This is a genomic window from Stutzerimonas azotifigens (assembly GCF_013522725.1).
GTDB lineage: Bacteria > Pseudomonadota > Gammaproteobacteria > Pseudomonadales > Pseudomonadaceae > Stutzerimonas > Stutzerimonas azotifigens_A.
Genome location: NZ_JAAMRF010000008.1, coordinates 60,407 through 73,237, shown reverse-complemented (window position 1 = coordinate 73,237; position 12,831 = coordinate 60,407). Strand labels below are relative to the sequence as shown.

General features: G+C 66.6%; 11 protein-coding genes. 5 read left to right on the top strand and 6 right to left on the bottom strand.

The annotated features are described in order from the left end of the window. The first annotated feature begins 21 nt into the window (after nucleotides 1-21). Entirely contained in the window at nucleotides 22-1,479 is a 1,458-nt protein-coding gene (locus G7026_RS15765) for an iron-containing redox enzyme family protein (RefSeq protein ID WP_181071870.1), read from the top strand. Between the two features lie 23 nt (nucleotides 1,480-1,502). Then, nucleotides 1,503-2,462, top strand: a complete 960-nt coding sequence (locus G7026_RS15760; protein ID WP_181071869.1) for a methyltransferase — start codon at nucleotides 1,503-1,505, stop codon at nucleotides 2,460-2,462. A gap of 38 nt (nucleotides 2,463-2,500) precedes the next feature. On the opposite strand, the gene G7026_RS15755 is transcribed toward G7026_RS15760, so the two are convergent. The 4 genes from G7026_RS15755 to G7026_RS15740 form a co-directional block, all read right to left on the bottom strand. After that, on the bottom strand, nucleotides 2,501-3,439 hold the full coding sequence (locus tag G7026_RS15755) for an AEC family transporter (RefSeq protein ID WP_181071868.1): 939 nt from the start codon (nucleotides 3,437-3,439) through the stop codon (nucleotides 2,501-2,503). A gap of 286 nt (nucleotides 3,440-3,725) precedes the next feature. Next, entirely contained in the window at nucleotides 3,726-4,265 is a 540-nt protein-coding gene (locus tag G7026_RS15750) for a DUF4267 domain-containing protein (protein WP_258190306.1), read from the bottom strand. Nucleotides 4,266-4,276: 11 nt separating this feature from the next. After that, on the bottom strand, nucleotides 4,277-5,449 hold the full coding sequence (locus G7026_RS15745) for a zinc-dependent alcohol dehydrogenase (protein WP_181071867.1): 1,173 nt from the start codon (nucleotides 5,447-5,449) through the stop codon (nucleotides 4,277-4,279). A 195-nt stretch (nucleotides 5,450-5,644) separates the two neighbouring features. Further along, nucleotides 5,645-6,517 carry an SDR family oxidoreductase gene (locus G7026_RS15740; protein WP_181071866.1) on the bottom strand — a complete coding sequence of 291 codons (873 nt, stop codon included), beginning with the start codon at nucleotides 6,515-6,517 and terminating at the stop codon, nucleotides 5,645-5,647. A gap of 135 nt (nucleotides 6,518-6,652) precedes the next feature. On the opposite strand from G7026_RS15740, the gene G7026_RS15735 reads away from it, so the two are divergent. From G7026_RS15735 to G7026_RS15725, 3 genes are all read left to right on the top strand, one after another. Further along, nucleotides 6,653-7,573 (top strand): hydrogen peroxide-inducible genes activator, encoded by a 921-nt coding sequence (locus G7026_RS15735; protein ID WP_181071865.1) that lies wholly within the window; start codon nucleotides 6,653-6,655, stop codon nucleotides 7,571-7,573. Between the two features lie 7 nt (nucleotides 7,574-7,580). After that, nucleotides 7,581-9,656 carry an ATP-dependent DNA helicase RecG gene (gene recG / locus G7026_RS15730; protein ID WP_181071864.1) on the top strand — a complete coding sequence of 692 codons (2,076 nt, stop codon included), beginning with the start codon at nucleotides 7,581-7,583 and terminating at the stop codon, nucleotides 9,654-9,656. A gap of 77 nt (nucleotides 9,657-9,733) precedes the next feature. After that, the gene (locus G7026_RS15725) at nucleotides 9,734-11,131 is read left to right on the top strand and encodes an aminoacyl-tRNA deacylase and HDOD domain-containing protein (RefSeq protein ID WP_181071863.1); all 1,398 of its coding nucleotides are present in this window, start codon (nucleotides 9,734-9,736) and stop codon (nucleotides 11,129-11,131) included. 55 nt (nucleotides 11,132-11,186) lie between these two features. Here the strand turns inward: G7026_RS15725 and G7026_RS15720 are convergent, their stop codons facing one another. Both G7026_RS15720 and gspL read right to left on the bottom strand, forming a co-directional pair. Next, nucleotides 11,187-11,699, bottom strand: a complete 513-nt coding sequence (locus G7026_RS15720; RefSeq protein WP_181071862.1) for a type II secretion system protein M — start codon at nucleotides 11,697-11,699, stop codon at nucleotides 11,187-11,189. After that, a complete protein-coding gene (gene gspL / locus G7026_RS15715; RefSeq protein WP_181071861.1) occupies nucleotides 11,696-12,829 on the bottom strand; it encodes a type II secretion system protein GspL in 1,134 nt (377 codons plus the stop codon). Before gspL ends, G7026_RS15720 begins: the two co-directional genes overlap by 4 nt. Between the last annotated feature and the right edge of the window lie 2 nt (nucleotides 12,830-12,831).

Below are 12,831 nucleotides of genomic sequence, written 5' to 3'. Positions count from 1 at the left end.
CCACTGCCACCTGCGTGAACTATGCAACTGACGACTCGAAGCCTCCCGATAGAACCGGTAATCGCCTCGGCTGAGGCTGACGAGCCGGCAAAGGCCCTTTATTTTGCCCTGTCCGAACCGCACAGGGACGAGCATGCCCGGCGCCGTGCCGAGGACTACCTCACTACCCAGCTGGAGCGGGCCGCCGCGCTCCCTTGCGACCTGCCCGAGGACCCGCAGGGGCTGATCGACTGGATCGAGCGCCACACCGCCGAGGTGGGCCAGCAATATCAGGCCTACCTGCAGAGCCGCTCGGCCGGGGCCCCACGGCGTTACTTCCGCAACAAGTCCCACGCGCTGCACTTTCTGCAGGGCGTCGCGCCGACCAAACTGGTGGACGGCGCCTGGCTCTACGGCCTGTTGCAGCACTGGAACGACCCGCGTTTCACCGCACTGATCCAGACCTATCTGGAAGAGCTGGGCGACGGCCTGCCGGAAAAGAACCATGTGGTGCTCTACCGCAAGCTGCTGGCCAGCCAGGGCTGCGAGGACTGGCAGAGCCTGGATGACGAACACTTCGTCCAGGGCGCCATCCAGCTGTCGCTGGCCGAACACGCCGAGCACTTTTTGCCCGAAGTGATCGGCTTCAACCTGGGTTACGAACAGTTGCCGCTGCACCTGCTGATCACCAGCTACGAGCTGACCGAACTGGGCATCGACCCCTATTACTTCACCCTGCACGTCACCGTCGATAACGCCTCCAGCGGTCACGCCCGCAAGGCCGTGCAAGGCGTGCATGCCGCCTGGCCCCAGGTCGGCGACAGCAGGGCGTTCTACCGCCGCGTGGCCAACGGTTACCGGCTCAACGACCTGGGCGCCAGCACCCTGTCGGTGATCGCCAGCTTCGATCTGGAACGCGAGGTGCTCAAGGTCTTCGAAAAGAAGAGCGCCGTCGGCCAGTTCGTCCACTCCGACTATTGCCGCTTCGCCGGGCGCACCGTCAATCAGTGGCTGGCGAACCCCGCGCTGATTCCGGAATTCCTCCAGACGCTGGAACAGCGCGGCTGGATCAAGCGTAACGAAGACCCGCGCAACAGCCGCTTCTGGGGGCTGATCCAGGGCGAGCAGGCGGAGATGTTCGGCGTCTTCAGTGCGCAGGAACAGCAGTTGATCCACGACTGGATCGCCGGCGACTGGTCGGCCAGCCGCACGGCGTCCGAAGGTCCCAGCGTGACTTCCGCGCCAGGGCGTCATGTGCTCGAAGGCCGCCGCCAGTTGCTGCGCCGCCGCGCAGGCTTGCCCCTGGGTGAGCCGAGCCCGGCCTCGCCGACCGCTGGCAGCGACTTCGACCAGGACCTGCGCGACCTGGAACAACGGCTCGCCTCGCTGCCCACGCGGGACGCGAAGATGGCGCTGTTGCTGCCGCTGCTGGCGCCGACGCGCCACCACACCCTCCCTGGCCTGATGGCCACCCGGGTATTTGCCGAACTGTTCAGCTGATCGAACGACAACAAGGATTCGCCATGACACTGGAAACCGCGCAGGACCGCGCACTGCTGAAGCTGGCCGAGAGTCTGCGCGACAGTGGCTATCGCTTCACCACACCCTCTCCGCTGACCCACGAACGGGTCAATCAACGCCCCGAAAATGCCGTCGCCCATGATCTGGCCGGCGTCTTTGGCTGGAGCAGGCTGTTTCCCGCCGAGCTGCTGCCGCCGGCACTCTTCACCCTGATGGACCAGGCCGGCGTGCTCGAAGCGCGCGAGCACCGCTGGCACAGCAAGGTGCGTCTCTCGAGCGTGGCCGGCGAGCTGTTCCTCCATTCGGCCTATCCCACGCGAGCGGCGGACGCAGTGTTCTTCGGCCCGGACACCTACCGCTTCGCCAATGCGATCCAGGCGCACCTTTCGAGCCACTTCACCACCGTGGAACGCGCGGTCGACATCGGCTGCGGTTCGGGCGCCGGCGCGATCGTGGTGGCCAAGGCGCGGCCACAGGCTGAAGTCCTGGCGATCGATATCAACCCCGAGGCCTTGCGCCTGACACGCCTGAACGCCGCGCTGGCGGATGTATCCAATCTGCGCGCGCAACACAGCGACCTGCTCAACGACGTCAGCGGCGAATTCGACCTGATCGTCGCCAATCCGCCCTACCTGGTGGACCCGCATGAGCGGGCCTATCGGCACGGTGGCGGGCCGCTGGGCGCGGGGCTGTCGCTGAAGATCGTCGATGCCGCGCTTGATCGCCTGGCACCAGGCGGCTGCCTACTGCTCTATACGGGCGTCGCGATGATCGACAACAGCGACCCGTTCCTCGCCGAAATCGAACGGCGCCTCGAAGGCCGCGGCTTCGACTGGCACTACCGCGAAACCGACCCCGACGTGTTTGGCGAAGAGCTGCTCAGCGGTGCCTACATCCACTGCGATCGCATTGCGGCGGTGGTCCTGGAAGTCACCCGCTCGAGCCATACCGGGCTGGTGTAGTCGAACCGAGCATTCTGGTGGAACAGGCGCGAGCGACCTCAATCCACCGGCAACAGATACAGGCACACCGACAAGGTCAGCAGCGAGCCGAGAGTCGACAGCAGCACCACCCGCGATACCCGGGCCGCTTCACGACCGTAGAACTCGGCGAGCATGAAGGGCCCGGTGCCGGTGGGCAGCGCGCTGAGCAGCAGCGCCGAATAGGTCCAGAGCGGCGGCAGATGGAACACCTTCGCGGCCAGATACCAGGTGATCAGCGGTTGGCCGATCAACTTGAGCAACACCAGCGGCCATACGCCCTTGACCGGTCCGCCCGGCTGCGGCTGCGCCAGGAACAGGCCGAGCGAGACCAGAGCGCACGGCGCCGCGGCCGCACCGAGCAGGCGAAGCAGGGTATCGATCGGCACCGGCAACGGTGCTCCGCCAACGGCCCACAGCCCGCCCAGCACGGGAGCGATCACCAGCGGGTTGCGCACCAGGGCCAGGCTCACCTTGCACAGCGTCTGGCCGAATCCCTGCCCGCCATGCAGGCCGGTCTCCACGCAGGCCAGGGCGATCGCGAACAGCACGCACACGACGATCAGGCTGGACACCAGCGCCGGCTGCAGCGCCTGGTCGCCGAGGATCAGCATGCACAGCGGAATGCCGATATAGCCCGTATTGGCGTAGGACGCGCCCAGCGCATCGAGACTGGCATCGACCAGAGGCAGTTTCTGCCAGAGCATCCGGTACAGCAGCGTGAAGCCGAACACCCCAAGACAGCCGACCGAAAAGGCGATGATGAAACCCGGCTGCCAGATTTCTTCCCAGGTGGATTTGGCCGTAATGCTGAACAACAGCGCCGGCAACCCGAGCCAGACGACGAACCGATTGAGCTCAGAGGCCGCCGTCGGCCCGAGACGCCCGCTACGCAGACACAGGTAGCCCAGCAGAATCAGCGCGAAGACGGGCAATACGACATTGATGACCGAAGACATTGCACTCCGCGCGATGGACGGCCTCACCGGGCCCGGCCGACCACCTTAGCAAAAAAGTGTCACCGTCGGTTTCGCTTGCATGGCTCTGGAACGCGGCGGTGATGTGGATCGAGGTGTCTGGTCCGACGCTTTCTAGGCCAAGACTAGGCGCTCCAGCGGCTCCGGCTGACACACCACAGAGTGGAAAGATGGACGGCGGGAGTGAGAACAGCTCCCGCCGCGAACGGCTCTTACGCCAGGCGACGGACTAAACCGCCCGCCACCGCCGTCAACGCACCCGCCGCCCTCAATGCCTCACCTCGGTTTCGCGGTCGGCGGCGTCCATTCCGGTGATCTGCGGGATGCTTTCCATCCGGCCATCGCTGCTCACCTGGCCGCGCATCTGCTCCGGTGGTTTGGGGAAGCCGCTGCGGTCGCTGTAGTCATAGACGGTCACGGGATGATGCTCCTCGGCCAGGCCTCTGGCGCAGGCGGCGTCCATCGCCGTGACGCCCAATACCGCGCCAGCCGCGACGGCGGCGCCGGCCGGGTTGTCGCCCTGCTGCATGCCCACGCCGAGGGTCGTCAGGTCCAGCGCATCACCGGCGATGCGGCCGTAGATCCAGGGCTCGGGGTTGTCGGTCAGCAGCAGGCCCACGCCGGTGCCGATCTCACGCAGGCCGTACAGGCGCATCAGCCCTTCCTGTTCGGGCATGCCCAGCACACGGGCGAACTGGCGGGGCATCAACAACTGAGCAACGCCCAGGCCGATGCTGAACCAACCCAACCCGCAGGCCATGCGACGCGCCGCATGGTTGCGGCGGTATTCCTGATAGTGACGAGACATGGGGAAACTCCTCAGGGCTTGAGCACGACTTTGACGCAGCCGTCGTGCTTGTCGCGGAAGGTTTTGTACATGTCGGGCCCCTCTTCCAGGCCGACGGTGTGGGTGATCACGAACGAGGGATCGATCTGCCCTTCCTGGATGCGGTTGAGCAGGTCGTCGGTCCAGCGGTTCACGTGGGTCTGGCCCATGCGGAAGGTCAGCCCCTTGTTCATCGCCGCGCCGAAGGGGATCTTGTCGACCAGCCCGCCATACACGCCGGGAATGGAGAGGATGCCGGCCGGCCGACAGACGTAGATCATTTCGCGCAGCACGTGGGGGCGATCGGTCTCCAGCATCACGGCCTGCTTGGCGCGGTCGTACATCGAGTCGATCGAGCGCGCCGCGTGGGCTTCCATCCCGACGGAGTCGATGCACTTCTCCGGGCCCTTGCCGCGGGTCAGTTCCTTGAGCCGCTCGAGCACGCTTTCTTCATCGAAGTTGATGGTGATCGCCCCGCCAGCGCGCGCCATCGAAAGCCGCTCGGGCACGTTGTCGATGCAGATCACCTGCTCGGCGCCCATCATCACCGCGCTGCGGATGGCGAACTGGCCGACCGGACCTGCGCCCCAGATCGCCACCGTGTCGGTGGGCTCGATCTCGCATTGGGCAGCGGCCTGCCAGCCGGTGGGGAAAATGTCGCCAAGGAACAATACCTGCTCGTCGGTGAGGCCGTTGGGAATCACCACCGGGCCGACGTCGGCGAAGGGCACCCGCACGTATTCGGCTTGGCCGCCGGGATAGCCACCGGTCAGGTGGGTATAGCCGTACAGCCCGGCCGTGGCATGGCCGAACACCTTGTCGGCGATGTCCTTGTTGCGGTTGCTGCGCTCGCACACCGAGAAATTGCCGCGCCGGCACTGGTCGCATTCGCCGCAGACGATGGTGAAGGGCACGACCACCCGGTCGCCGACCTTGAGTTTCTTGTTCCCCGAGCCGACCTCCATCACCTCGCCCATGAACTCGTGGCCCATGATGTCGCCGTGCTGCATGCCTGGCATGAAGCCGTCGTAGAGGTGCAGATCCGAACCGCAGATGGCGCAGGAGCTGACCTTGATGATGGCGTCGCGCGGGTCTTCTATCGAGGGGTCGGGCACATGGTTGTCGCAGCGGATGTCATGCTTGCCATGCCAGCGAAGGGCTCTCATACGGGACATTCTCCTGGTCGGTGATCGAAACGCCGCCTGGTGTTTATCCCTGGGTGCCCTCTCGCTTACCGGGGCACGGCTTGTTGCTCCTTCACCTTCTCAGCTGAGCTGGAACGTCGCGGCGCGCACAAGGGTTTAGTACACAGCGCTCCGCGAGAGTTGCCCACCTGGTGGCCCTTCACCGACGGGCTGTATTCATGACCGTGTCGCCCCCAGTTCGGCGATGATCGCGGCATAGCCGTCGCGGTAGGTCGAATAGCGCGGCGACCAGCCCAGCCCTCGGGCGCGGGCATTGCTGCAGCGCTTGCTGCCGGAGCGGCGCATGCCGGCCTCTTCGGACGAATGGGTGACGCCCAGCCGTTCACGCAACCAGTCCACCACTTCGGCCAAAGGCGCGGGCGCATCGTCGACACCCAGGTAGCAGCTCTCCAGCGCACCACCGTCCGCGTCGGTGACGAGCAGGAAGGCCAGCAGACCGGCGGCATCGTCGACATGGATGCGGTTGCCATAAAGAGGCGGCTCGCTGACGGGGCGATAGCCGTTGCGCACCTGGCGCAACAGCGCCTCGCGGCCGGGTCCGTAGATGCCGCTCAGGCGCACCACGCTGGCCGGCAGGCCGCTGTCGAGCGCCCGCTGTTCGGCCTGCAGCATGATCCTCCCGGAAAAGCTGGCCGGCTCGGTGGCGGCGGTTTCGTCCACCCATTCGCCCTCATGCTGCCCGTACACGCTGGTACTGGAGACGAACAGCAGACGCCGAGGCCGCTGCCCGTGGCTCGCCAGCCAGCCCAGCACGTGGGAGAGCCCCTGGACATAGGCGGCCTGGTAACCGGCTTCGTCGTGCTGGTTGGCCGAAGCGGCGTAGACGAGATAATCGAGTTCGCCCGTCGGCCAGGCGGCGGGGGCTTCGGCTCGGTCGAGGTCGCCGGCGACCGGATGGATCGAGTCGGGCAGCGCCGCGATATTTCGCCGCAGCCCGTGCACGGTCCAGCCGCGCGCGTGCAGCTGCAGACCCAGACGGCTACCGACGTCGCCACAGCCGGCAATCAATACAGAAGGAGGGTTCGGCATGGGAGGTCTCCCGGGCTCATAACGAGGAGCCATGGTCAGAAAGGGGGTTGCAGAGTCTAGCCTTGTGACGGTTTCAGCGGTTGGTTCGACGCGTTGCAAAGGCTATGCTAGCCGGCACGCTGATGGATGCTCGCTATGACACTGACCGAACTGCGCTATATCGTCACCCTCGCCCAGGAACAGCACTTTGGCCGCGCCGCCGAGCGCTGCCATGTCAGCCAGCCGACGCTTTCGGTCGGTGTGAAGAAGCTCGAAGACGAGCTCGGCGTGTTGATCTTCGAACGCAGCAAGAGCGCGGTTCGCCTGACGCCGGTGGGCGAAGGCATCGTCACCCAGGCGCAAAAGGTGCTCGAGCAGGCGCAGGGCATTCGCGAACTGGCCCAGGTCGGCAAGAACCAGCTGGCGGCGCCGCTCAAGGTCGGCGCCATCTATACCGTCGGCCCGTACATCTTCCCGCACCTGATCCCGCAACTGCATCGCGTTGCGCCGGACATGCCGCTGTACATCGAAGAGAACTTCACCCACATCCTGCGCGACAAGCTGCGCACCGGCGAGCTGGACGCGATCATCATCGCCCTGCCGTTCCAGGAAGCCGACGTGTTGACCAAGCCGCTCTACGACGAGCCGTTCTATGTCCTGATGCCCCACGGCCATCCCTGGACGGAGCTGAAAACCATCGACGCCGAACAGCTCAACGACAAGAGCCTGCTGCTGCTCGGTGAAGGCCATTGCTTCCGCGATCAGGTGCTCGAAGCCTGCCCGACCACGCGCAAGGGCGACGCCGCCACCCACACCACGGTCGAATCCAGTTCGCTGGAGACCATCCGCCATATGGTCGCCTCAGGGCTGGGCATCTCGATCCTGCCGCTGTCGGCGGTGGACAGCCACCACTATGCGCCCGGCATCATCGAAGTGCGTCCGCTGACGCCACCGGTGCCCTACCGCACCGTGGCGATCGCCTGGCGCGCCAGCTTCCCGCGGCCCAAGGCCATCGAAGTCCTGGCCGACTCGATTCGCCTGTGCTCTGTCGCCAAGCCGCCGTCCGCCAAACCCTGATCGCCCCATGAGCGAACTGTCGGCGATTCCGGTCACCGCCCTGAAGGGCGTCGGCGCGGCCTTGGCCGAGAAGCTCGCCAGGGTCGGTCTGGAAACCCTGCAGGACGTTCTGTTCCACCTTCCGCTGCGCTACCAGGACCGCACCCGCATCACGCCGATCGGCGCCTTGCGCCCCGGGCAGGATGCGGTCGTCGAAGGTGTGGTGTCGGGCGCCGACATCGTCATGGGTCGCCGGCGCAGCCTGCTGGTGCGTCTGCAGGACGGCAGCGGCACGCTGTCGCTGCGCTTCTATCACTTCAGCCAGGCGCAGAAGGAAGCGCTCAAGCGCGGCACCCAGCTGCGCTGCTACGGGGAAGCGCGTCCCGGGGCTTCGGGGCTGGAGATCTACCACCCCGAATATCGACCACTGGACGGCGGGGAAGCGCCGCCGGTGGAGCAGACCCTCACGCCGATCTACCCTACCACCGAGGGGCTGACCCAGCAGCGGCTGCGCCAGCTCAGCGCCCAGGCGCTGGCACGTCTCGGCCCGCAGAGCCTGCCGGACTGGCTACCGGATGAACTGGCCCGCGAGCATCGCCTCGGCGCGCTGGACGAAGCCCTGCGCTACCTGCACCGGCCGCCGCCGGATGCCGATCTCGACGAACTCGCCGAAGGCCGCCACTGGGCGCAGCACCGCCTGGCCTTCGAGGAATTGCTGACCCACCAGCTGTCGCTGCAGCGGCTACGCGAAAGCGTGCGCGCTCAAGCTGCGCCGCAACTGCCGCCAGCGCGCCGGCTGCCTGGGCAGTTTCTGGCCAATCTCGGCTTCCAGCCCACTGGTGCCCAGCAGCGGGTCGGTGCCGAGATCGCCTACGACCTCAGCCAGCCCGAGCCGATGCTGCGCCTGGTGCAGGGCGACGTCGGCGCCGGCAAGACGGTGGTCGCAGCCCTCGCTGCCCTGCAGGCGCTGGAGGCCGGCTACCAGGTCGCACTGATGGCGCCCACTGAAATTCTTGCCGAGCAGCACTTCATCAACTTCAGCCGCTGGCTGGCACCGCTGGGCATCGAGGTCGCCTGGCTGGCCGGCAAGCTCAAGGGCAAGGCCCGCGCCAGCGCGCTGGAACAGATCGCCGCAGGCTGCCCGATGGTGGTCGGCACCCACGCGCTGTTCCAGGAGGAAGTGCGCTTCAAACGCCTGGCGCTGGTGATCATCGACGAACAACACCGTTTCGGCGTCCAGCAGCGCCTGGCCCTGCGCCAGAAGGGCATCGACGGCCGGCTCTGTCCGCACCAGCTGATCATGACCGCGACGCCCATCCCGCGAACCCTGGCGATGAGCGCCTACGCCGACCTCGACACCTCGATCCTCGACGAGCTGCCGCCGGGGCGCACGCCGGTGAACACCGTACTGGTGGCCGACAACCGCCGCTTCGAGGTCATCGAGCGGGTCCGCTCAGCCTGCAACGAGGGCCGCCAGGCTTACTGGGTCTGCACCCTGATCGAAGAGTCAGAAGAGCTCACCTGCCAAGCGGCGCAGACCACCTTCGAAGACCTGAGCGCGGCCCTGGGCGGCTTGCACGTCGGCCTGATTCACGGCCGCATGAAGCCGGCGGAAAAGGCCGCGGTCATGCTCGAATTCAAGGAAGGCCGCCTGCAGCTGCTGGTGGCGACCACGGTGATCGAAGTCGGCGTGGACGTGCCCAACGCCAGCCTGATGATCATCGAGAACCCCGAGCGCCTGGGGCTGGCGCAGCTGCACCAGCTGCGCGGCCGGGTCGGCCGTGGCAGCGCGGCGAGCCACTGCGTGCTGCTCTACCATCCGCCGCTGTCGCAGCTGGGCCGCGAGCGTCTGGCGATCATGCGCGAGACCTGCGACGGCTTCGTCATCGCCGAGAAGGACCTGGAATTGCGCGGCCCCGGCGAAATGCTCGGTACCCGTCAGACCGGCCTGTTGCAGTTCAAAGTGGCGGACCTGATGCGCGACGCCGATCTTTTGCCCGCAGTGCGCGATGCCGCACAAACGCTGCTGGCACAGTGGCCGGGGCACGTAAGCCCCTTGCTAGAGCGGTGGCTGCGTCATGGACAGCAATACGGGCAAGTCTGACGCTCCGTCGGTCGCTTGCATCACCCTTCTACAGCTATGGCTATACTGCGGCAGAGTCTAGACGTCGGATCCCGCTAATGAATACAGCTTACGAAACCGCCTTGAACCCGGAAACGCCGCCGCTGATCGCACAGCTGCTGGAAAAGCTAGGCCTGCAATATCAGGTCCGCCGGGAAGAGCCGGGAATACCCGCCGCGCAGCGGGTACAAGCTGTACTGCTGGACGATGCGGTCGGTGCGTTGCTGGTGCTCTATCCGCAGGATCACCTGCTCGACCTGACGCGCCTGACCGAACTCACCGGCCGCCAGCTCATCGCCGTCAAGCCCGAGCGCCTCGAGCGCATGCTCGGCAAGCACAACCTCGGCGTGTTGCCGGGCCTCCCGCCGCTGACCAGCTCGCCCTGCCTCTACGAAGAAGTGCTGCTGCAGCGCTCTCGCCTGCTGATCGAGTCCGGCCAACCGGGCATGTTGCTCGAATTCGACGGTGAGTCGTTCAAGCAACTGGTGACCAAGGGCAGCGCGGGCCGCTTCGCGGTGCCGCTGAGCGAGATCCGGCCGAACCTCAATCGCCCCGATGACGACCGCGCCGAGATCACCCAGGCGGTACAGGCCTTCACCGCGCGGCGCATCCAACAGCGCCTGGAAGAGACCATCGAGATTCCTCCGCTGCCGTCCACTGCGCAGCGCATCATCAAGCTGCGCGTGGACCCCAACGCCAGCGTCGAGGACATCACCGGCGTGGTCGAGACCGACCCGGCGCTGGCCGCCCAGGTGGTCAGCTGGGCCGCCTCGCCCTATTACGCCGCACCCGGCAGGATCCGCTCGGTGGAAGACGCGATCGTACGGGTGCTCGGCTTCGACCTGGTGATCAACCTGGCCCTCGGCCTGGCCCTGGGCAAGACCCTGAGCCTTCCGGCGGACAAGCCGCAGCAGTCGACGCCCTATTGGCAGCAGTCGATCTACACCGCCGCGGTGATCGAGGGGCTGACCCGCGCCATTCCCCGGGTGCAGCGCCCCGAGGGCGGGCTGACCTACCTCGCTGGCCTGCTGCACAACTTCGGCTATCTGGTGCTGGCACACGTGTTTCCGCCGCATTTCTCGCTGATCTGCCGGCATCTGGAAGTCAACCCGCATCTGAGCCACAGCCATATCGAGCAGCACCTGCTGGGGATCACCCGCGAGCAGATCGGCGCCTGGCTGATGCGTTACTGGGACATGCCCGAAGAGCTCACCGTAGCCCTGCGCTTCCAGCATGATCCGGATTACCAGGGCGATCATGCCGCCTATGCCAACCTCGTGTGCCTGGCCGTGCGCCTGCTGCGCGACCGCGGCATCGGTTCCGACCCGCGCGCCGAAATCCCCCAGGACCTCTACGACCGCCTCGGGCTGACCCGCGAAGCGGCCGACAAGGCCGTCGACAAAGTGCTGGAAGCCGAAGCGGCGTTGCGCGAGCTGGCCGGCCAGTTCAACAGCTGAGCTGCCCCCATGAGTCGCGAGGGCCGCTCCGCGGGGCCCGCGCCTCGGAACACCCTCAACTGCCGGCGCGAAGACTCAAGCGCGCATCGACCTGACCTTCGCCAGCGCGGTTGAGGCTGACCTCAGCCAAGGTCACGCCCTGGCCCTGCAGCTCATCGAGCCAGCGCAACAATATCCCGTAGGACGTCGCCGGTAGCGAGACCAGCAGGCCGCCATCGCTGCTGCTGTCGAAGCTGGCGATCACCAGGCCGTGCTGCTGCGCCGACTGGGTCACCAGGCCTTGCAGCTGTTCGGGCGCCAATTCGACACGGTTGACCCGGGACATCTGCCTGGCCAGTTCGGTGTTCTGCTCGATGAAGCCATACAGCTCGCGCTGCTGCTCGAAATAGGCGCGAGCGTCGTGCACGCTGCGCTGGGCCGGCTGCCACAGCGCCAGGTAGAGAATTACCGCCAGAAGAAAACTGCCGAGCAGCGCCAGCGAGGTTTGCTCGCGAGGGGCCAGGCGCTGCCAGCGTGCCCACAGCGGCGACCCGGCCAGGCGTGCGCTCAATGCGTTTTTCATGCTCATCCTCCTATCACCACGCGCGCCGTGACGCCGTCGCCTTCGCGACTGGCCGACCCCAGCTGGACCGACTGGCCAATCTCGCCCAGGCGCTGGCGCAGCTGCTCGAGCGCCGGGAAATCGTTGGCGCGCACCTGCATCGACAGGTCGCCGCGGTCCTCGTTGTAATCGAGCTGGCCGACGGTCACCGAAGCCTCGGTTACCGCCTGTGCGGCATCGCTGAGCAAGGCCATGAAGCCGGCACTGGGCCCGGCTTGCTGGCCGATCCGATCAGTGAACTGCGCGCGTAGATTGACGATCCGGGTGTCCTCGGGGAACAGCTCGCGGTACAGCGCGCGACTGGCCTCGGCATAGGCGTCGCCCTGGCGCTGCAGGTACCACGCCTGGCCGAAATTGAAGACCAGCTGCACCAGCAGCACCAGCGCGAGGGCGGCGAACAGGGGCTTCCAGTGGCCGATACCGGTGGTGGTGGTACGCGCGGCGAAGTCGCCCTGGGCCAGGTCGACCGCCTCGGCGCGCCCGTCGGCAAGCAGCCGATAGGGATCGTCGATCTGCTGGTAGTCATCGACGTCGAGCGGCGCCTGCGCATCGGTGCCCTGGGCATGGCGCGGCGAAGGGCACTGGCCGGCGAGCATCGGCCAGTGTTCGCTGGCGAAGGCGAGACGCGGCTCGGGGCTGCCGCCCAGCAAACCGCGCTCACCGATGAACAGCAGCTGTGCGCCGTCACGTGGCAGCAGGTCGGCATCGACGTGGATCGCGCCGATCGCCAGGCCGAGCGCTTGCAGGTCCTCGTACCAGCCGGCGAGCAGCCCGCGGTTGACGGCGATGACCCGGTGGCGGCCGTCTTCGAGCACGTCGCCGTGGGTCAGGTGCAGGTCATCGACATTTTCGGCGAGCAGCTCCTCGACGGCATACGCCAGCGCCTGGTTGACCCAGCGCGCCTTGCGCGTCGGCAGGCTGACAGCGAAAAAGCTGCAGACCTCGGCCGGCAATATCAGGGCCACCGGACCGCGAATGGCTTCGGCGCATTCGGCCAGGCTCAGCCAGGCCCCAGCGCCAGTCCCCGGCAACCAATAGGCCGAACTCTCTTCGGTCAGCCGGGCACCGCTCTCGGCGGGCAGGAACAGGCAATCCATCG

What these genes read in the sequence shown, in the direction of transcription:
- G7026_RS15765 (WP_181071870.1), top strand. Translation starts at nt 22, where the DNA reads ATGCAACTGACGACTCGAAGCCTCCCGATAGAACCGGTAATCGCCTCG.
- G7026_RS15760 (WP_181071869.1), top strand. Translation starts at nt 1,503, where the DNA reads ATGACACTGGAAACCGCGCAGGACCGCGCACTGCTGAAGCTGGCCGAG.
- G7026_RS15755 (WP_181071868.1), bottom strand. Translation starts at nt 3,439, where the DNA reads ATGTCTTCGGTCATCAATGTCGTATTGCCCGTCTTCGCGCTGATTCTG.
- G7026_RS15750 (WP_258190306.1), bottom strand. Translation starts at nt 4,265, where the DNA reads ATGTCTCGTCACTATCAGGAATACCGCCGCAACCATGCGGCGCGTCGC.
- G7026_RS15745 (WP_181071867.1), bottom strand. Translation starts at nt 5,449, where the DNA reads ATGAGAGCCCTTCGCTGGCATGGCAAGCATGACATCCGCTGCGACAAC.
- G7026_RS15740 (WP_181071866.1), bottom strand. Translation starts at nt 6,517, where the DNA reads ATGCCGAACCCTCCTTCTGTATTGATTGCCGGCTGTGGCGACGTCGGT.
- G7026_RS15735 (WP_181071865.1), top strand. Translation starts at nt 6,653, where the DNA reads ATGACACTGACCGAACTGCGCTATATCGTCACCCTCGCCCAGGAACAG.
- recG (WP_181071864.1), top strand. Translation starts at nt 7,581, where the DNA reads ATGAGCGAACTGTCGGCGATTCCGGTCACCGCCCTGAAGGGCGTCGGC.
- G7026_RS15725 (WP_181071863.1), top strand. Translation starts at nt 9,734, where the DNA reads ATGAATACAGCTTACGAAACCGCCTTGAACCCGGAAACGCCGCCGCTG.
- G7026_RS15720 (WP_181071862.1), bottom strand. Translation starts at nt 11,699, where the DNA reads ATGAGCATGAAAAACGCATTGAGCGCACGCCTGGCCGGGTCGCCGCTG.
- gspL (WP_181071861.1), bottom strand. Translation starts at nt 12,829, where the DNA reads ATGGATTGCCTGTTCCTGCCCGCCGAGAGCGGTGCCCGGCTGACCGAA.